General features: G+C 65.2%; 17 protein-coding genes. 2 read left to right on the top strand and 15 right to left on the bottom strand.

All coding sequences use genetic code 11. The annotated features are described in order from the left end of the window. Window positions 1-224 precede the first annotated feature (224 nt). Window positions 225-821, top strand: coding sequence for a nucleotidyltransferase family protein (locus ACZO3G_RS02435; RefSeq protein WP_101551820.1), 597 nt, complete (start codon window positions 225-227; stop codon window positions 819-821). A gap of 64 nt (window positions 822-885) precedes the next feature. Here ACZO3G_RS02435 and hydA read toward each other — a convergent pair whose 3' ends face one another. From hydA to ssnA, 3 genes are all read right to left on the bottom strand, one after another. Next, a complete protein-coding gene (gene hydA / locus ACZO3G_RS02430) occupies window positions 886-2262 on the bottom strand; it encodes a dihydropyrimidinase (RefSeq protein WP_276872764.1) in 1377 nt (458 codons plus the stop codon). A 68-nt stretch (window positions 2263-2330) separates the two neighbouring features. After that, window positions 2331-5354 (bottom strand): putative selenate reductase subunit YgfK, encoded by a 3024-nt coding sequence (gene ygfK / locus ACZO3G_RS02425; protein ID WP_276872762.1) that lies wholly within the window; start codon window positions 5352-5354, stop codon window positions 2331-2333. A 51-nt stretch (window positions 5355-5405) separates the two neighbouring features. After that, the gene (gene ssnA, locus ACZO3G_RS02420; RefSeq protein WP_101551825.1) at window positions 5406-6740 is read right to left on the bottom strand and encodes a putative aminohydrolase SsnA; all 1335 of its coding nucleotides are present in this window, start codon (window positions 6738-6740) and stop codon (window positions 5406-5408) included. 398 nt (window positions 6741-7138) lie between these two features. On the opposite strand from ssnA, the gene ACZO3G_RS02415 reads away from it, so the two are divergent. Continuing rightward, a complete protein-coding gene (locus tag ACZO3G_RS02415) occupies window positions 7139-7774 on the top strand; it encodes a helix-turn-helix transcriptional regulator (protein ID WP_101551827.1) in 636 nt (211 codons plus the stop codon). 46 nt (window positions 7775-7820) lie between these two features. Here ACZO3G_RS02415 and ACZO3G_RS02410 read toward each other — a convergent pair whose 3' ends face one another. The 12 genes from ACZO3G_RS02410 to ACZO3G_RS02355 all read right to left on the bottom strand — a co-directional run bounded on the left by ACZO3G_RS02410 (window position 7821) and on the right by ACZO3G_RS02355 (window position 18107). Beyond that, window positions 7821-8459, bottom strand: a complete 639-nt coding sequence (locus ACZO3G_RS02410) for a helix-turn-helix transcriptional regulator (protein WP_101551829.1) — start codon at window positions 8457-8459, stop codon at window positions 7821-7823. Window positions 8460-8484: 25 nt separating this feature from the next. After that, window positions 8485-9807, bottom strand: a complete 1323-nt coding sequence (locus tag ACZO3G_RS02405; RefSeq protein WP_256152975.1) for a uracil-xanthine permease family protein — start codon at window positions 9805-9807, stop codon at window positions 8485-8487. A gap of 168 nt (window positions 9808-9975) precedes the next feature. Further along, entirely contained in the window at window positions 9976-10350 is a 375-nt protein-coding gene (locus ACZO3G_RS02400) for a RidA family protein (protein WP_101551832.1), read from the bottom strand. A 428-nt stretch (window positions 10351-10778) separates the two neighbouring features. Then, window positions 10779-11852 (bottom strand): sulfate/molybdate ABC transporter ATP-binding protein, encoded by a 1074-nt coding sequence (locus ACZO3G_RS02395; RefSeq protein WP_276872756.1) that lies wholly within the window; start codon window positions 11850-11852, stop codon window positions 10779-10781. Further along, window positions 11849-12535: a molybdate ABC transporter permease subunit gene (gene modB, locus ACZO3G_RS02390; RefSeq protein WP_276872754.1), complete on the bottom strand. Its 687-nt coding sequence runs from the start codon at window positions 12533-12535 to the stop codon at window positions 11849-11851. The genes ACZO3G_RS02395 and modB overlap by 4 nt, the downstream gene beginning before the upstream one ends. 58 nt (window positions 12536-12593) lie before the next feature. Further along, entirely contained in the window at window positions 12594-13472 is an 879-nt protein-coding gene (gene modA, locus ACZO3G_RS02385) for a molybdate ABC transporter substrate-binding protein (RefSeq protein WP_276872752.1), read from the bottom strand. 26 nt (window positions 13473-13498) lie between these two features. Beyond that, window positions 13499-13990: a MogA/MoaB family molybdenum cofactor biosynthesis protein gene (locus tag ACZO3G_RS02380; RefSeq protein WP_276872751.1), complete on the bottom strand. Its 492-nt coding sequence runs from the start codon at window positions 13988-13990 to the stop codon at window positions 13499-13501. Then, window positions 13983-14417: an MOSC domain-containing protein gene (locus ACZO3G_RS02375; RefSeq protein ID WP_101551840.1), complete on the bottom strand. Its 435-nt coding sequence runs from the start codon at window positions 14415-14417 to the stop codon at window positions 13983-13985. Before ACZO3G_RS02375 ends, ACZO3G_RS02380 begins: the two co-directional genes overlap by 8 nt. Before the next feature lie 5 nt (window positions 14418-14422). After that, window positions 14423-15388, bottom strand: coding sequence for a GTP 3',8-cyclase MoaA (gene moaA, locus ACZO3G_RS02370; protein WP_101551842.1), 966 nt, complete (start codon window positions 15386-15388; stop codon window positions 14423-14425). 871 nt (window positions 15389-16259) lie between these two features. Beyond that, entirely contained in the window at window positions 16260-16736 is a 477-nt protein-coding gene (gene moaC, locus ACZO3G_RS02365) for a cyclic pyranopterin monophosphate synthase MoaC (protein ID WP_373690853.1), read from the bottom strand. Then, a complete protein-coding gene (locus ACZO3G_RS02360) occupies window positions 16733-17758 on the bottom strand; it encodes a molybdopterin-binding protein (RefSeq protein WP_276872146.1) in 1026 nt (341 codons plus the stop codon). Before ACZO3G_RS02360 ends, moaC begins: the two co-directional genes overlap by 4 nt. Continuing rightward, complete coding sequence (locus ACZO3G_RS02355; RefSeq protein ID WP_242970861.1) at window positions 17745-18107, bottom strand: winged helix-turn-helix domain-containing protein; 363 nt, start codon at window positions 18105-18107, stop codon at window positions 17745-17747. Before ACZO3G_RS02355 ends, ACZO3G_RS02360 begins: the two co-directional genes overlap by 14 nt. Window positions 18108-18171 lie beyond the last annotated feature (64 nt).

The raw sequence follows: 18171 nt of genomic DNA, 5'->3' as shown, positions 1-18171 counted from the left end.
GACGGCAAATTCCGCACCCGGCTCCCGCTCGAGGACACCCCCTACAGCCGCAAAAAATAAAACGCGCCGCAGGGCGCGGGAAGGCCCCGCCCCGCCCGGCAGAGCCGGGCGGAAGCCGCCGCAGGCGGCTTTGCGAAACAACGAAGTTGTTTCGCGGGCGGGGCCGTGGTATACTGTCAGCAGAGAGGCCGGCAAAAACGCCGGCGGCAGAAGGAGGGCGCGATATGGGCGACGCGCGGAAACTGGCGTGCATCTTCCTGGCCTCGGGCCGTTCGACGCGTTTTCGCGACAACAAGCTGCTCGCCGATTTCGGCGGCCGCCCGATGGCCGACGTGGTGCTCGGCAACTTTCCCGGCGAGCTGTTCCAGCAGGTAATCGTCGTCACCCGCTACCCGCAGGTGGCGGTGTCCGCCGCGCTGCTCGGCTATTCGGTGGTGGAAAACGACGACACGACGGGCGACATGGCGGTCACCATCCGCAAGGGGCTTGCGGCGGTCGACCCGGAAGCCGTCGGCTGCATGTTTTCGGTCTGCGACCAGCCGCTGCTCACCGCGCGGAGCATCGGGGCGCTGCGCGCCGAATTTTTGGCGCACCCCGGTTCGATCGCCGCGCTCGGCCACCGGGGCAAGCGCGGCAACCCGGTCTTTTTCCCACGCGCCCTCTTCGGCGAGCTGGCGGCGCTGCCGCCGGGCAAATCGGGCGGCGCGGTGATCGCCGCGCACCCGGAGCTGCTGCGCGTCGTCGAGGCGGCCAACCGCCGCGAGCTGCTCGACGTGGACTACCGGGGCGACCTCGATGCGATCGCAAAGATGGAACCGTAACGGATAAAAAAGGAGGAGGCCCCCGGCCGGGGGCCTCCTCCTTTTTTATGTGTCATCAGTGTCATCAATAGTATTCGCTCACGCCGCGCGCGACAAAGGTTCCCAGTCCCTCTTTGACCGGCTCTCCGTTTTCCGCCGCGAGCTCGCCGCGCAGGAAAACCGCCTTCGCGCGGCCCCGCGCCGCCATCCCCTCATAGGGGGTGTAGTCGCAGTTTTGGTGCTGGGTCTCGGCGGAGATCGTCCAGCGGGCGGCGGGGTCCCACACCACGATGTCCGCGTCGCCGCCCACCGAGATCGCCCCCTTGCGCGGGTACATGCCGAAGAGCCGCGCCGTGTGCTCCGAAAGCAGCGCCGCCATCTGGTTTTCCGTCATCCGCCCGGCGGCGACCCCCGCCGTATAGACCGCCGCGGGCCGGTGCTCGATGCCGGGCAGGCCGTTGGGGATTTTGCTGAAATCGTCCCGGCCCAAATCCTTCTGGCCCGCGAGGTTATAGCTGCAATGGTCGGTGGAGATCGAGTCGATCTCGCCGTTTCGGATCGCCTCCCACAGCGCCGCCTGGTCATCGAGGCTTCTGAGCGGCGGCGAGCAGACGTATTTCGCCCCCTCGAAGCCGGGCGCGTCATACCGGCTCCCGTCGAGGACGAGGTACTGCGGGCAGGTCTCGAGGTAGACCTTCTGTCCGCGCGCGCGGGCGCGCCGCGCCTCCTCGAGCCCCGCGCGGGTGCTCAGGTGGACGATGTGGACCGGCACCCCCGCCGCCCCGGCGATGTAGCAGTAACGCGCGATCGCCTCCGCCTCGACATAGTCGGGCCGGGAAAGGGCGTGATACCGCGGCCCGAGCTTTCCGGCCGCGCGGAGCTCGGCGACCTTCTCGTTGACGAGGTCGCCGTTTTCGCAGTGGGTCCCGATAATCCCGTGCGCCTGCCCGACCCTCTTCAGGATTTCGTAGAGCTCGGCGTCGGTGACGCGCAGGTTGTCGTAGGCGAGGTAGAGCTTGAAGGAGGTCACGCCCGCCTTCACCATCTCCCCGATCTCCTCCGCCACCGCAGGGTTCCAGTCGGTGATCGCCATGTGGAAGGCGTAGTCGCAGGAGGATTTGCCATCCGCCTTTTTGTGCCACGCCTCGAGCGCGCGGGCAAGGGTGCCCCCCTTGTCCTGCGTCGCAAAGTCGACGACCGTCGTCGTACCGCCGCAGACCGCCGCCCGCGTGCCGGTGGCGAAATCGTCCGCCGTCGCGGTGACGCCGTTATCCATGTCGAGATGGGTGTGCGCGTCGATGAAGCCGGGAAAGACGAGGCAGCCCGCCGCGTCGTAGGTTTCGCACCCGTCGGCGGGCAGGCCCGGCCCGACGGCGGCGATCTTTCCATCCCGCACGAGGACGTCCGCCGCGAAGGTGCGTTCGGGCGTCACCACCCGGCCGTTTTGAATGAGCACTGCCATATGAAAGCCTCCTGTTGAAAAGCGTTCAAGGGGCGGGGCCGCGCCCCGCCCCTCTTTGAGGGTCGTTTTTATACCGTCGTGACCGTCTGGCGGCCGAAGAGGTAGCGGTAGCCCTCCCACACCGCCGTGATCAGCTGGCGGATCTCGTCGGGAAGGCCGCAGCCCTCCTCGCCCACCGCGTAATCCGCGACCTGCCCGTCGAGGCGTACGCGGTAGAGCTGGCGCTCGGCGTCAAGCAGGAGGAAGCCCTCGTTCCCGCTGTCCGCGAAGTCCGCCTCGCTCCAGAAGAGGGTGAACTTATCCTTGTAGGGCGCGCTGTCGTAGGGGCAGAAGGTCGCGCAGTTGCCGCACTCGTTGCACATGCCGTCGACGTGCACGATCTGGCGCATCCGCCGTCCGGGCACCCGGATGGCGAGGTTCGCGCGGTTGGGGCAGACGTCCGCGCAGCACTCGCAGACGGTGGCGCACTCGAGGCAGCGCTGGGACTCGGTGCAGGACGCGCAGTCGGTGCAGAGGGTCCCCTTCTTTGCGAGCGCGCGGCCGTAGTCGGGGCTCGCGTTGGTAGCGGTATAGGTTTCGACCGTGATGCCCGCGATCGCCTTCGCCGCCTTCGTCGCGTCGGCGATCGCCTCGACGACGGTGGCGGGCCCGCGGTTCGCGTCGCCCGCGACATAGACGTGGGGAACGCCCGTCTCGAGCGTGTCGGGGTCGACGACCGCGCGGCCGCGCGAATCCACCGCGACGCCGCAGCGCTCATAGAGCGCGGTGTCCACCCGCTCGCCGACGGCCGCGATCACCGTGTCGGCCGGCACCTCCGCCGTCTCGCCGGTCGGGACGGGGCTGCGGCGGCCGGACGCGTCGGGCGCGCCGAGGACCATCTTTTCGCACTTGAGCACGCCGTCCCGGACGCCGGCCGGGGCGAGCAGCTCGCAGAACTCGACGCCGTCCGAAAGGGCGAGCGCGAGCTCCTCCTCGTCGGCGGGCATGTAACGGCGGCTGCGGCGGTAGACGAGCCGCACCTTCTTGACGCCCGGCGCGCGCACGGCGGCGCGGGCCGCATCCATGGCGGTGTTGCCGCCGCCGATCACGACGACGTTCTCCCCAAGCGAAAGGCCGTCGGGATCGCTCTTGCACCGCTCGAGGAATTCAATGACGTTCATCGCCCCGCCGTATTCGAGCGGGAGCTTCCCCGGCTTCCACGCGCCGGTCGCGAGGATGACGTCGGTGTAGCCCCGGTCCAGCAGCTCCTGCGCCGAGCCGATCTCCGCGCCGAGCTCGAACCGCGCGCCCACGGCGCGCGCGAGCGCGGCGTCCTTTTCGATGGCGGAGGTCGGGATGCGGAAGGCGGGGATGACGTGGCGCACGATGCCGCCGAGCTGCCGTTTGCGCTCGAAGACGGTGACGGGCACGCCCGCTCTGGCGAGGAAATAGGCCGCCGAGATTCCGGCCGGGCCGCCGCCCACGACCGCGACCTTTTTGCCCTTCGCGGGCGCGGCCGGGCGCAACTCCTTCAGCAGTTCGTCATAGGCGTTTTGGGCCGCCTCGAGCTTGACCTCGCGGATGTGGACCGAATCCTCGTAGAAGTTGCGCGTGCACTTGTCCATGCAGCGGTGGGAGCAGATGGTGCCGGTGATGAAGGGCAGGGGGTTGCGCTCGGTGATGACCCGCAGCGCGTCGAGGTGCCTGCCCTCCCCCGCGAGGCGCAGGTAGGCGGGGATATCCTGCTCGATCGGACAGCCGGCTCGGCAGGGCGCGGCAAAGCAGTCGACGAGCGGGACTTGTTTTTTCATCTTACGGGAGGGCAGGGGTTTGATCGGCTTGCGGTAATAGGGATCGCCCATCGCGTCCTCCACATACTCGCTCACCTTCGCGGTGTTGACCCCCGCGAAGGGCTGGTCCCCGCAGCCGCGCAACCGCTCGGCGATCTGGGTGAACCGCTGGTAGCCGCCCGGCTTTAAGAGGGTGGTGGCCATCGTGATCGGCCAGATGCCCGCCGCGAAGAGCTTTTCGACGTTGGTGATGTCCGCGCCGCCCGAATAGGAGATGCGCAGCTTTCCGTCAAACGCCTTGGAGAGCATCTTGGCCACCGAGACGGTCAGCGGGAAGAGGCTCCGCCCGGACATGTACATCTCATTGCCGGGCAATTCCCCCGCCGCGATGTCGACCGGGAAGGTGTTGGTCAGCTTGACGCCGAACGCCAGCCCCCGCCCGTCGGCGAGCGCCTGCAGCCGCCCGATCATCGGGACCGCGTCCTCGAACTGCAGGTCCTCCTTGAAGTGGTGGTCGTCGAAGGCGATATAGTCGAACCCGAGCGCGTCGAGCGTCTCGCGCGCGTACTCGTAGCCGAGCAGGGTCGGGTTGCACTTGATGAAGGTGTTGAGCCCCTTCTCGGTCAGCAGGTAGGTCGCGATCCGCTCGATCTCCTGCGGCGGGCAGCCGTGCAGGGTCGAGAGGGTGATCGAGGTGCACACCCTGGGGGATATCTCTTCGACATAGCGGGCGTCGAGCTTTTGGAAGCGGCCGAGGTGCTCGAGCGCCCACGTCCGGCACTCCGCCCAGACGGGCGTGTTTTCCGCGTTTTTGAGCCCCTCGATGAAGGCGTCGATCTTGGGGGATTTGATCCCCTCGAGGTCGTAGCCGACGCTCATGTTGAAGATGAAGCCGTCCGGGCTGCCGAGCCCCCACTCGCGGGAGAGGAGCTTGAGCGCGAACCACGCCTTGACGTACTCGTCGTACGCCTCGGGCACCCGCAGCTCGGTCGACCACTCGACGTTGTAGCACTCGTCCTGCGCGTTGATGCAGGGCTTTGCGACCGGCAGGTCCTCGCCGTCGAGGGTCTGCACCGTCTTGAGCTCAAAGAACCGGCTGCCCGCCGCGTAGGCGGCGATCAGGTTCTGGGCGAGCTGGGTGTGCGGGCCGGCCGCGGGGCCGAAGGGGGCCTCCATCCGCTCGCCGAAAAGGGGCAGCCTCGGTTCGTCCTCCGCGTGGCGGACGAGCTTCGAGACGCCGAAGATGCTCCCGTAAGTCTGGTATTCCTCGATGATCCAGTCCATCAACTGGCCGAAGGGGATCGGCCGCATGCGATCGCTCATAAAAGATTCCTCCTGTTATCCGGGCTTCCCCGCCCGGCTTGTTCTGCTCGTTTACCGCGCGTTGATGCGCGCCCACATCTTTTCCGCCTGCTCGCGGGACTTTGCCAGGACCTCCCGCTCGTCGATGCCGACGAGTTCCCGGTCCTTCATGCGCACCTTCCCGTCGATGACCGTCGTGACCGTCTGGCGGCCGCTCATGCCGAAGAGGGTGTGGCCGTTCACGTTGTCCGCCGAAAGCGGGGTGAGCGGGTCGTAGTCGGTGACGATGATGTCCGCCGCCGCGCCGGGCTCGAGGGCGCCGAGCTTCTTTTCAAAGAACCGCGCGCCGATCGCCGGGTTCCCCTCGAAGAGCATGTAGGGCACCTCCGACCAGGCCGCGGTCGGGTCGCAGAGGTTGTGCTTATGCAGGCAGTTGGCCGCCTTCATCGACTCGTACATGTCGTTGGTGTAGCCGTCGGTGCCGAGCCCCACGGTCAGCCCCCGGTGGATCATCTCCATCGTCGGCGGGCAGCCCACCGCGTTGCCCATGTTGCTCTCGGGGTTATGTACCACCATGGTGTTCGTCTCCTTGAGAATGTCCATCTCGGTGCCGTTCACATGGATGCAGTGGCCGGTGATCGTCTTCTCCCCGAGGATGTCATTGTCGAAGAGGCGGTTAATGACCCGTTTGCCGTATTTTTTGAGGGAGTCGTACACGTCGGTCATCCCCTCGGCCACATGGATGTGGAAGCCCGCGTCCGCGGGGGTGTTCTCGCGGCAGAGGGCGAGCGTCGCATCCGAGAGGGTGAAGGAGGCGTGCAGGCCCATCATGCCCTTGACCATGTCGGTCTTGTCCTTTTTGCAGAAGGCGATGAAATCGGCGTTCTCCTTCACGGCCTGGCGCATCTTTTCCGCGCCGTCGCGGTCGGACACCTCGTAGCACAGGCAGGTGCGCACCCCCGTCTCCTTCGCCGCGTCCGCGATCGCAAAGAGGCTCCCCGGGATCTCGCCGTAGCTCGCGTGGTGGTCGAACACGGTTGTGACCCCGTTTTTGATGCAGTCGATATAGGTGGTCAGCGCGCTCATGCGGGTGTCCCCGAGGAGCAGGTTGCGGTCGATCGTCCACCACATGCCGTCGAGGATGTCGAGGAAGTTCTGCGGGTTGTAGCCGTTGATCGCGATGCCGCGCGAATAGGCGCTGTAGATGTGGTTGTGGGCGTTGATGAGCCCCGGAAGGATCATGCCGCCGCGCGCGTCGATAAACTCCGCCCCGGGATAGCGTTTTTTCAGTTCCTCCGTCGTCCCGACCGCCGCGATCACATTCCCGTCGGCCGCCACGCAGCCGTTTTCGATCAGGCGGTTGTGCGCCCCGCGGGTGATCAGCCGTCCGTTTCCGATCAGTAACATGTTTTTTTCCTCCTTCATCATGCGGTAAGCTTGTGGAAAAGCGCATAACAGCCAAAAAAGGCGTCCATCCTGTGGATGAACACCCTTCCCCGTCCGGCCCCGCAGGCATGCCGCGCATGGGACCTCCCCGGTGGGGTGATCATCCAGCCCGTGCGCGAAGCACTCCGTTGCAGCCACGAATCCGATAAACTTGTCGCTTTGTACAAAAGAATTTATTGGAATTGTACAGAATTTTCCGCCCTTCGTCTTTGGTTTTAGTTTACCATGAACGGGCCCAAAATGCAATAGTTCCTGCGTGTTTTCTCAAAAAAATTTTTTAGCCTGCAAAGTTTTTGTTGCAAATTGCCGGGAACGTGCTATGATGGAACCAGACCAATTTCGACAAAGGAGCTACCGCCATGCTGAACGCCACCACGCTGGCCTTCCTGCGCCAGCTCGCCCGGGGGATTGCCGAGCAGTTCGGGCCGAACTGTGAAGTCGTCGTGCACGACCTTTCGGACAACAGCGTCGACCACACCGTCGTCGCGATCGAAAACGGGCACGTCACCCACCGCAAGCTCGGCGACGGCCCCTCCCACATCGTGCTCGAGGCGCTGCACGGCGACCGCAGCGCCCTCCACGACCAGATCGGCTACCTCACCAAGACGAAGGACGGCCGCATCCTCAAGTCGAGCACCATCTACATCCGCGACGAGAACGGCGACGCGGTGGGCATCTTTTCGATCAATTTCGACATCACCGGCCTGCTCATGGTGGAGAGCGCCCTTAAGCCCATCGTCTCCACCGCCGCGCCCGAAAAGGAGCCCGAACGCATCTCCCAGAACGTCAACGAGCTGCTCGACGAGCTGATCTCCCAGAGCGTCCGCCTCGTCGGCAAGCCGGTCGCCCTCATGACCAAGGACGACAAGGTCAAGGCCATCCAGTTTTTAAACGACACCGGCGCCTTCCTCATCACCAAGAGCGGCGACAAGGTGTCGAAGTACTTCGGCATCTCCAAGTACACCCTCTACAGCTACATCGACGCGAAGGCGTAGCCCCCCGCGCGAAACAGAGGCCCGCTCCTGTGGAGCGGGCCTCTGTCTATTTCTTGATCATATTCAGGTAGCGGTAGATCGTCGGGACCGACACGCCGAGGCTTTCCGCCACGCAGCCGATCGCGCCTTTGACGAGGAAGGTCCCCAGGTCGCTGAGTCCCTCGATCACCTCGAGCTTCTCCTTCTGGCTCATGCGCCCCACCTGCTCCTCGTACCCCGGGCAGACCCGGTGCAGGTTCGCCTGCACCAGCTCGCGCACGTTCATGTTGAAGCTCTCGGTGATCGGCAGGTTGGCCCGCAGGCCCAGCTCCCCGATCAGCGCCCCCAGCTTGTCGTGCGCCTCGAGCAGCTCGTGGTAGTCGGTGTTGATGCAGAGCAGCCCCACCAGCTTGCCCGTCTCGTCCTTGATGAAAAAGGTGGACGATTTGAGCCGGTGCCCGTTTTTCACGATTCCCTGGTAGTTGGCCATATGGGACTGCTGCTCGAACGCCGCCGACTTGAGCACGTTGAGGGTCAGGTCGGTCACGGGCGAGCCGATCTGGCGGCCGCTGATATGCCCGTTGCGGATCGCGACCACCGACTCGTGCCAGTCGGTCAGGTCGTGCAGCACGACCTCCGTGTTCTCCCCCATGCAGTCGGCCAGAAAGTCGACCAGCGGCAGATATGCGGTGAGAGTCTTGTTCAAAGGCATCCGCTCCTTTTGAAAACCGTTATTTACCCGCTGCCCGGTCCTTGGGCAGGATGAGGTTCAGCAGAATGGCGATCAGCGTGGAAATGACCACCGAAGAGCCGCCGAATACGGTTCCGACCCACTCGGGGAAGCCCGCGAGGCTTCCGGACACCTGCGTCACGCCCACGCCGAGCGCGACCGCGATGCCGACGATGCTGACATTGCGGGGGGTGAGCCCGGCGGAGGAGATCATGCGGATGCCGGTCATCGTGATGGTGGCGAAGACCGAGATGGTCGCGCCGCCGATGACGCACTGCGGGATGGTGGTGAGCAGGGCGGAGAACTTGGGGACGAAGCCGGCGATCAGCAGCACGACGGCGGCGAAGCCGAAGACGACCCGGTTGACGACCCGGTTGACGGTGACGATACCCACGTTCTGGCTGTAGGACGCGGTGGGCAGGCCGCCGAAGAAGGCGCCCACGACGCTCGCGGCGCCCTGGCAGACGATGCCGCCCGAGAGCTCCCTGTCGGTCGGCTCGCGGTCGAGTCCGCCCAGCGTGGTCGAGGTGAGGTCCCCGATCGTCTGGACCGAGTTGACGATGTACATGACCGCCATCGACACGCAGGCCGCTGGGACGAATTTGATCCCGAACTTGAAGGGCACGGGCACCGCGACGATCCCCGCGGCTCCCACCGAGGAGAAATCGACCATGCCGAAGCAGAGCGCCACGAGATAGCCCACGATAATCCCCATCAGGATGGACGCCAGCTTGGTGACGCCCTTGGTGAAGTTGTTGCAGAAGATGACGACCGCCAGCGTGATGACGGCGACCAGCCAGTTCTGCCAGGAACCGAAGTCGGCGGCGCCCGCGCCGCCCGCCATGTATTTGACGGCGGTCGGATAGAGGGAGAGGCCGATCGTAAAGATCACCGTGCCGGTGACCATGGGCGGAAAGAAGACCCGCAGCTGCTTGACGAAAATGCCGAAGAGGATCGCGACGCAGCCGCCCACGATCTGCGCGCCCAGGATGACGCCGAGGTCGTGGTAGCCGTTGGCGAGCGCGAGCAGCGTCGGGACATAGGCGAAGCTGACGCCCATGACGACCGGCAGCTTCGCGCCGACGCGCCACAGCCCGAACACCTGCACGAGCGTCGCGATGGCCGTAATGAGCAGCGACACCTGGATAAGCAGCGTCTTGTCCGCCACCTCCAGCCCCACGGCGTTGGAGACGAGGATTGCGGGGGTGATGACGCCGACGATCGCGGCGACCACATGCTGCAGGCCGAGCGGGACGACCTGTTTCATCGGCGGCACGCCGGACATCTCGAATACGGAACCTGCGGGAGCTTTCATTTCATTCATCACAACACGCCCTAACAAATATTTTTTTGCGCTAATATTTTTTTGTCTTCCCGCTATCCACTATAACGCAAAACGCGGGCGGTTGCAATCATTTTATCGGATGTTGATAAAAAAATATCAACGTCGATTTTGGGTACTTTCTCTATAAGTCATACTAATGCGGCGTCTTTATTTGACGGCGACCGCTTCGATCTCAAACGCCGCGCCCTTGGGCAGCGCCGCGACCTGCACGCAGGAGCGCGCCGGGGCCTCTCCCGTGAAATACTGCGCGTAAATCGCGTTGATCGCCGCGAAATCCCCCATGTCCGAGAGGAAAACCGTCGTCTTGGTGACGTCCTGAAAGTCCATTCCCGCCGTCTCGAGCACCGCCCTGAGGTTTTCCAGCGCCTGCTTCGCCTGCGCTTCCACCCCGGCCGCAAGCTCTCCGCTCACCGGGTCGAGCCCCAGCTGTCCGGAGGTGTAGAGGGTGTTGCCCGCCAGCACGGCATGGGAATAGGGTCCTACCGCCGCGGGCGCGTTCTTTGCAGAAATCATTTTGTTCATATTGACTGCCTCCTATGGTTGGTTGTTGTCTTTATTATACCAGACCCCGCCGCAAAATGATAGTTTTTTATTATCATTTTTCAGAAATTTAACAAAATTTTCTTACCTTTGGGGACTCCGGGGGACTTTGAAAAGTCCCCCGGACCCCGAAACGTTTGATACAGGTGATCCTACGCCCACAACCATCCGCCGCCGTCCGTGAGGAGGGATAAAAAAGCCGTGCGGGAACGGCGAAACATCCCCCGGACCACGAAACGTTTGATGCAGGTGATCCTCCGCCCACAACCATCCGCCGCCCATGGAAAGGGACGGCAATTTTCGCCGCGTCTCCCCGTCGGAGTCCCGAGGAAACGCAGGAGGCGGCCGCCCAAAAGGGCGGCCGCCTCCTTATCTCGACTTCTCCGCAGAGCAAGCGATCCGCGGTAAAATCACCCGTTCAGACCGTGCTCTCCGAAAGCATCCCGCAGGAGCAGGATGCTTTCGGGCGCGACCGAAAGGTATTCCACATCCCCCAATCCGGCAAGCTGCTTGCTGAATTTCCACCAGAGCGCCTCCCCCTCCCCGCCGTCGGCGTTCCGGAAGAGGATGTACCACTCGAAGGGGCTTTCCACCCGTTCGCACACCTCGACGCGCATGGCGTTTTCCGCGCCCGGCCGCGCGGGATGGAAATCATGCGCGCGGATGCCCACATAGGCGAGGTCATCGGGGACGGGCGGAACGACCTTAAACCGCACGCCCCAGCCGGGGACCTCGACGAGGTCCTCCCCGATTTTCCGGGCCGGGCAGAGGTTTTTGCAGCCGGTCAGACGGGCCGCCGTCAGCGTGCCTGGGTTTCGGAAGAGCTCGTGCGTGTCCCCCTCCGAAACGGGTCGGCCGTGCTCCATAATGAGCAGCCGCCCGCAGAGGCGGTACGCCTCGTCCCGGCTGTGGGTCACCATCACCGCGTCCCCCGCGTAGCCGCGCAGCAGTTCGAGCAGCTCGAGCTGGAGCTTCTCCTTGAGGTGCGCGTCCAGCGCCGAAAAGGGCTCGTCGAGCAGCAGGGCCTCCGGCTCGTAGGCGAGGATGCGCGCGAGCGCGACCCGCTGCTGCTGGCCGCCCGAAAGCTGCCCGGGATACCGCTTCTCCAGCCCTTCCAGCCGGAACCGCCCAACCAGCGAGGCGATCGTCCCGGCGCGTTTTTTCCGGTCCTCCTCCCGCCCGAGGGCGCAGGCGATATTCTCCTCCACCGTCATGTGCGGAAAAAGGGCGTAGCTCTGGAAGAGATAGCCCACCCGCCGCTGCTGGGGCGGCAGGTTGATCCCCGCCGCCGAGTCGAAGAGCACCCGTCCGTTGAGGACGATGCGCCCCTCGTCGGGGGTTTCCACCCCCGCGATGCAGCGCAGGGTCATGCTTTTGCCGCACCCCGACGCGCCGAGGATGCCGAGCACCCCGTCCGACGTGGTGAACGCCGTTTCGAGCGAAAAGTCGCGCAGCGTGCGCCTGATCCGCACTTCGAGGCTCATCTCTTCGCCCCCTTCCGTCTGTAGCGGCTCTCCCGGGAGGCGAACCAGTTCATGCTGATGACGGCGAGCAGGGAAATCATCACGATGATCGCCACGTAGTCGTAAGCGCCCGCCATGTCCCCCGCCGCGACGGCGGAGTAGATCGCGAGCGGCAGCGTGCGGGTCTTGCCCGCGATGTTGCCCGCGATCATGGCGGTCGCGCCGAATTCGCCCAGCCCGCGCGCGAACGCGAGGACGCCGCCGCTGGCCACGCCGGGCGCCGCCAGCGGCATGACGACCCGCCAGAAGATCGCGCGCTCGGACATGCCGATCGTGCGCGCCGCGCAGACGAGGTCCTGGTCGACCTGTTCAAACGCGCCCCGCGCCGACCGGTACATGAGCGGGAACGAGACGGCCACTGCCGCAAGCACCGTCGCGCCCCATGAGAAGGCGATCTTCACGCTGAAATATTCGATGAAGAACCGGCCGATCGGGCGTTTGACGCCGAAGATGTAGAGCAGGAAAAAACCCGCCACGGTGGGCGGAAGCACGAGCGGCAGGGTCAGGATCCCGTCGAGCACCATTTTCAGACGTTCCCGCCGCATCCCGGCAACCAGCCGGGCGGCGAACACGCCAAGGAAAAAGGTGATGAAGATCGAGAGCGCCGCCGTCTTCATGGATATCAGGATGGGGGATAAATCCAATGCCGTCCCTCCCCGCCGCGCCGGACCCGGGGTCCGGCGCGGGATTTATGATTTCGGATTATTTGTTGGGGGTGAAGCCGTACTCCTCAAAGACGGTCAGCGCCTCGTCGCTCTGAAGGAACTCGACGAAGAGCCGCGCGGCATCCTTGTGCTGCGAGGCGGACACGATGCCGACCGGGTAGACGACCTTCTTTTCCAGGCTGCCCTCCGGCGCCTCGGCCACGACCTGTACCTTGGCTGTCGTCGCCGCGTCGGTCGCGTAGACGACGCCCACGTCGGCGCTGCCCTCCGCCACCCAGTTGAGCACCTCGGTCACGTTGGTGCCCAGGCTCGCCTTGGCGGACACCGCGTCCCAGATGCCCAGATTTGTGAACGCCTCCTTGGAGTACTGGCCCACGGGGACGCTCTCGGGGTCGCCCACGGCGATCGTCGCCGCGTCGGTCACCGTCTCAAAGCTCTTCGCGGCGGGCTCGGAACCGGCCGGCGCAATCAGCACGATCTTGTTCTCCAGCAAATCGACGATTGAATCCGCGTCGATGAGCGACTCGTCCTTGAGCGCGTTCATCTGCTTGGTTGCCGCGGACATGAAGACGTCCGCCTCAAGCCCCTCCTCGATCTGGGTCTGCAGCTTGCCCGAGCTGTCGTAGGTGCCCTCCACCGTGATCCACGGATATTTCTCGGTGAACATCGGGATCAGCTCGTCCTTATAGGAATACTCCAGGCTCGCGGCGGCCGCCACAAGGATGGTCACCGGCTCCCCGGAAGCCGCGGGCTCTTCGGCGGGTTCGCTCTCGGGCGCGGGGGCGGGCTCCGCGGGCTCGGCGGGCGCGGCTTCCTGCGCGGGCTCCGCAGGGGCCGGCGCGGGTTCGGACGCGCCGCATCCTGCGACGGTAAAGAGCATCAGGGCCGCGAGCAGTACGCTGAAGAATTTTTTCATGGTTGCTGTCCTCCTAAAGCTATTGTCTATTTCCTTGCGCACTCCCCGGCGCGGCCGGTGAGAATTTCCAGGCCGTGCCCGAGTGCGGGGATCACATATTCCAGGTTCTCCCGGACCGCCTTGGGACTGCCGGGGAGGTTGACGATCAGCGTGCCTCCCCGGATAACCGCGACGGCGCGGGAGAGCATCGCGCGCTTCGTTATGTTTAAGCTCGAATAACGCATCGCCTCCGCGATGCCGGGGGCGAGCCGTTCGGCCACGTCGAGCGTGGCCTCCGGCGTGCAGTCGCGGGGGGAAAAACCCGTCCCGCCCGTGGTGAGCACCAGCTCCGCGACCTTCTCGTCGCACAGCCGCCGCAGCTCGGCGGAAATCTGCTCCCGCTCGTCGGGCAGCAGCGTGTAGGAGACGACCTCGTAGCCGTTTTGCTCGGCGATCTCGCGGATGACCGCGCCGCTCTCGTCCGCCCGCTGTCCGGCGGCGCCCTTATCGGACAGCGTCACAATCGCGACCCTAAACACGGCGCACCTCCATCCGGTCGCCCTCCGAGATCGTCCCGCCGCGGATCACCCGCGCAAAGACCCCCTCGGTCGGCATGATACATTCGCCCATCTTCTTGAAGATTTCACAGTGGGAGTGGCACTCCTTGCCGATCTGGGTCATCTCGAGCACCACGCCGTTGCATTCGAGCACCGTGCCGACCGGCAGGCTGCGAAAGTCGATCCCCTCGACCACGAGGTTCTCCCCGAACGCGCCGTCGCCCACCTCGGCCCCGCGCGCCCGGAACGCCTCGATCTTGTCAAAGGAGAGCAGGCTCACCTGGCGGTGCCAGTCCCCCGCGTGCGCGTCTCCCTCGATGCCCCAGTTCTCCCGGAACTGCGCCGAATGAATATTCGTCTTCTGAATTCCGCGGCGTTCGCTCGTGCACACCGCAATCACCTTTCCCACGATCCTTATCCTCCGATCTGTACCATTTTCCGCTGTTCCACATGCGCCGCCGTCTCCCCGAAGAGATGGTGGGCCGGTTTGCCCCACACCGCCGCGCGGACCGCCTCAGTGAGCGCCGCGTCGTCCGCGCCGCCCCGCAGGAGCCCCCGCAGGTCCGTCCCCTCGTCAAAGTGAAGGCAGAGCTTCAAAAAGCCGGTCGCCGTCAGCCGGACCCGGTTGCAGCCGCCGCAGAACCGGTGGCTCATCGCCGAGATAAATCCGATCTTGCCCGCAAAGCCGGGGATGTCGCAATAGGAAGCGGGACCGTTGCCCCACTCCCCCGGGTACTCCGTCAGCGGCCCGTAGGCGGCGGCCAGCCGCGCGCGGATCTCATCCGCCGGGACGCCCTCGGAGGGGTCCCCCTCCCCGACCGGCATCAGCTCGATGAACCGCACGTCGATCGGGCGGTCCTTGGCAAGCGCCGCGAGCCGCTCCGCCTCGTCGTTCCCCCGGGTGGGCACGCAGTTGAGCTTGACCCGCAGGCCCGCCGCGAGCGCCCGATCGATCGAATCGAGCACCCGCGAAAGCTCCCCCCGCCGGGTGATCCTGTGGAACGCCTCCGGGTCAAGGGTGTCGAGGCTCACGTTGACCGCGTCCAGTCCCGCCGCCGCGAGCTCCTCCGCGTAATCCCCCAGCAGCACGCCGTTGGTCGTCATCGTGACCTGCCGGATGCCGGGGATCGCCTTGATCTCCCTTGCCAGCCCCGCGACGCCCCGCCGCACGAGCGGTTCCCCGCCCGTCAGCTTCACCCTCCAGAAACCGAGCTTCGCCGCGCACCGGCAGACCCGCAGAATCTCCTCGTAGCTGAGGATCTCCTCGTGCGCGACCGGCTCCACACCCTCCTCGGGCATGCAGTAGACGCACCGCAGGTTGCACCGGTCGGTCACCGAGACGCGCAGATAGTCGATCTCGCGGTTATATTGGTCTTTCATTGGTTCACCACCTTATTTTTGAAGCCGGGGACGCGCTGAGCCAGGATGAATTTTTTCGCGCCCCTTCGAGGCGCTTTGGGGAAGCCGCCTTCGGCGGCATAGATTGCCGGGTCCCGCCCCGGCGGGCGGGCCGACTTCTTGCACGCCCAAGAAGTCGGCGGAAGAAGGGCGCTCAAGGGGACTTCCGCCAGTCCCCTTGAGAATCCCCCGGGAGTACCTTGCCATAACCCGCAGACTACCGTCACTCCCCACGGGTACACCAGCTGAAGGCTCAATTCAGGTTGCGGGCGCTCCCAACGATGGAAACGGTGCGGCGAGCTTACCGGGTAGGGGCACACGGGGGAGGGTCGCTGACCCTCCGCCCGTGAGGCGCACGCGCATCGGCTTGACCGATCGCGGGGTCAGTTGCGGGCAGGGGCCGCAACTGACGTGCGCCTTGCGCTCCCAACAACGCACACCGGAAGGCTCGCCAAGATCCGCGGCGGAAAACAACGCCCGTTCCGGGCGTTCGCGCGCTCTGCGCGCGTGCGCGGCAAAGCCGCGCAGTTTTCCGCCTCCCCGTGGGCGCTGCGCGCCACGCAAAAGCGGCCGCGCCTCCCCGGGCGCACTTCCGGTACGGTTCCGGAGACTCTCGGGCAGAGGCATTGCGCCCGCGGCGCGGCGGCCGGTGGGTTACGGTAAACTTGCCCATCGATCCGTGAACCGGGCGCCGCCGACTTTGGCCGAAGGCCAACCGGAGGCGGCGCTGGGGTCAAGGGGGCGCAGCCCCCTGCGGCTTCTTTCCCCCATTTCTTGTCCGTACAAGAAATGGGGCCGCCCGCCGGGGCGGGACCCGGCAGCTTCGCCGCTCGCTGAGCGGCAAATCTGCAAATCACCGATCAAACACGCCGGATTTCCCGCCCTCCTTATGGATGAGACGGATGTCTCCGAGGACCATTCCCCGGTCGATCGCCTTGCACATGTCGTAGATGGTCAGCAGCGCGACCGATGCGCCGGTGAGCGCCTCCATCTCAACGCCGGTGCGCCCGGTGAGCTGGACGGCGCAGGCCGCCTCCACCTCGAGCGTCTCGGGCAGGAGCTCGAAGTCTACCGTGCATTTGGTGAGCATCAGCGGATGGCAGAGCGGAATCAGCTCGGAGGTGCGCTTGGCGGCCATGATGCCCGCCACCCGCGCCACACCGAGCACGTCGCCCTTTTTCGCGGCGCCCGTGCGGATCGTCTCAAAGGTCTCCGCGCTCATACGGATGCGGCCCTTGGCGACCGCGATGCGCAGCGTTTCCGCCTTGCCGCCGACGTCCACCATGACGGCGTTGCCGTTCCGGTCGATGTGGGTGAGCCCGCTCATCACACGCCGCCCTTTCCAAAGCCGCAGTTGGGGTAGTGGCAGGTCTCGCAGTTCAGGCAAAGGCCGCCGTTCCCCAGCCGTGCGAGGTCCTTCGCGGTGACGGGGTCGTCCGCCATGACGCGGGGCAGCACAAGGTCAAAGATCGTCCGGCGTGCGTACATGACGCAGCCGGGCAGACCCATGATCGGCTTTCCGTCGAGATAGGAGAGCAGAAACATCGCGCCCGGCAGCACCGGCGCGCCGTAGCTGACGATCCTTGCGCCTGTCGCCTTGATGGCGGCGGGGGTGCGGTCGTCGGGATCGACGCTCATGCCGCCCGTGCAGACGACGAGGTCCGCGCCGTCCGCGAGGAACGCCTCGATCGCGGTGGTGATGCCCGCCGGGTCATCGCCGCAGAGGGTAACCCCCATCACCTCGCCGCCGTACTCCTCGAGCTTGGCGGCGACGACGGGCGAAAAGGCGTCCTTGATGCGGCCGTAAAAGACCTCGTTTCCGGTCGTGACGATGCCGCATCTCTTTTTTTGGTAGGGCAGCAGGGAAAGCAGCGGCTTGTCTCCCGCGATCCGTTTTGCCTCGTTCATCTTTTCCTCGGAAATCACCAGCGGGATCACCCGCGTGCCCGCCAGCTTGTCGCCCGCCTTCACCGGCAGGTGGTTGCTGCGCGCCGCGATCATGATCTCGCCGAGGGAATTGATCGCGTCGAGCCGCTCCACATCGATGGAGAAGAGCCCGTCGCAGGTGGCGGAAAGCTCGATCTTTCCCTCCTTGACCGGGCTTTCGGACATGTGTTCGTTTTTGCACAGGTCGCAGAGGATGCGCGCCCCCTCGTTTTCGTGGAGCATGCCCTCCTGCTTTTCCCAGATGTAGAGGTAGTCCTTGCCCATCGAGAGCAGCACCGGGATGTCCTCCGCGGTCACGACGTGCCCCTTGCGGAAGCGCGCGTCCTTGGTCACCCCGGGAATGATCTGCGTCATGTCATGGCAGAGCACCTGCCCAACCGCATCCTCCGTCTTAATCCGTTTCATTCGTATCCCCGCCTTCAAAACATTCTGTAAACAGCCTCTGGGCCGCGTCCTGCACCTCCTGGCGGAACCGCTCGTAGCGCTCGAGGAACCGCTTTCCCCCGGCGGTCACGCTCGAGGAGCCGCCGCCGGCGCCGCCGACGCGGCGCTCCATCAGCGGAAAGCCCAGTTCCCCCTCCGCCTTGCGGATGATTTTCCACGCCTTGCTGTAGCTCATCTGCATCTCGGCGGCCGCCGTTTGCAGCGACCCGGTCCGCTCGACCAGCCGCAGCAGGGACGCCACGCCCGGTCCGAAAAACTTTTCCGACCGCCGCAGGCTCACCCGCAGCGAGAAGGACAACCCCTCTGGCATCATTCCGCGTCCCTCCCGACCGTTATGTTATCGAAAATATATCGTTTTCACCATATTACCACAA

Source organism: Anaerotruncus sp. (assembly GCF_057433415.1).
Note: the sequence above shows the minus strand (reverse complement) of the source record. Positions and strands in the feature narration are given on the sequence as shown.

Coding starts and splice junctions, on each gene's coding strand:
- hydA (WP_276872764.1), bottom strand. CDS start 2,262: ATGGCAGTGCTCATTCAAAACGGCCGGGTGGTGACGCCCGAACGCACC.
- ACZO3G_RS02405 (WP_256152975.1), bottom strand. CDS start 9,807: ATGAATGAAATGAAAGCTCCCGCAGGTTCCGTATTCGAGATGTCCGGC.
- ssnA (WP_101551825.1), bottom strand. CDS start 6,740: ATGTTACTGATCGGAAACGGACGGCTGATCACCCGCGGGGCGCACAAC.
- modA (WP_276872752.1), bottom strand. CDS start 13,472: ATGAAAAAATTCTTCAGCGTACTGCTCGCGGCCCTGATGCTCTTTACC.
- ACZO3G_RS02415 (WP_101551827.1), top strand. CDS start 7,139: ATGCTGAACGCCACCACGCTGGCCTTCCTGCGCCAGCTCGCCCGGGGG.
- moaA (WP_101551842.1), bottom strand. CDS start 15,388: ATGAAAGACCAATATAACCGCGAGATCGACTATCTGCGCGTCTCGGTG.
- ACZO3G_RS02400 (WP_101551832.1), bottom strand. CDS start 10,350: ATGAACAAAATGATTTCTGCAAAGAACGCGCCCGCGGCGGTAGGACCC.
- ACZO3G_RS02360 (WP_276872146.1), bottom strand. CDS start 17,758: ATGAAACGGATTAAGACGGAGGATGCGGTTGGGCAGGTGCTCTGCCAT.
- ACZO3G_RS02355 (WP_242970861.1), bottom strand. CDS start 18,107: ATGCCAGAGGGGTTGTCCTTCTCGCTGCGGGTGAGCCTGCGGCGGTCG.
- ACZO3G_RS02435 (WP_101551820.1), top strand. CDS start 225: ATGGGCGACGCGCGGAAACTGGCGTGCATCTTCCTGGCCTCGGGCCGT.
- ACZO3G_RS02395 (WP_276872756.1), bottom strand. CDS start 11,852: ATGAGCCTCGAAGTGCGGATCAGGCGCACGCTGCGCGACTTTTCGCTC.
- ygfK (WP_276872762.1), bottom strand. CDS start 5,354: ATGAGCGATCGCATGCGGCCGATCCCCTTCGGCCAGTTGATGGACTGG.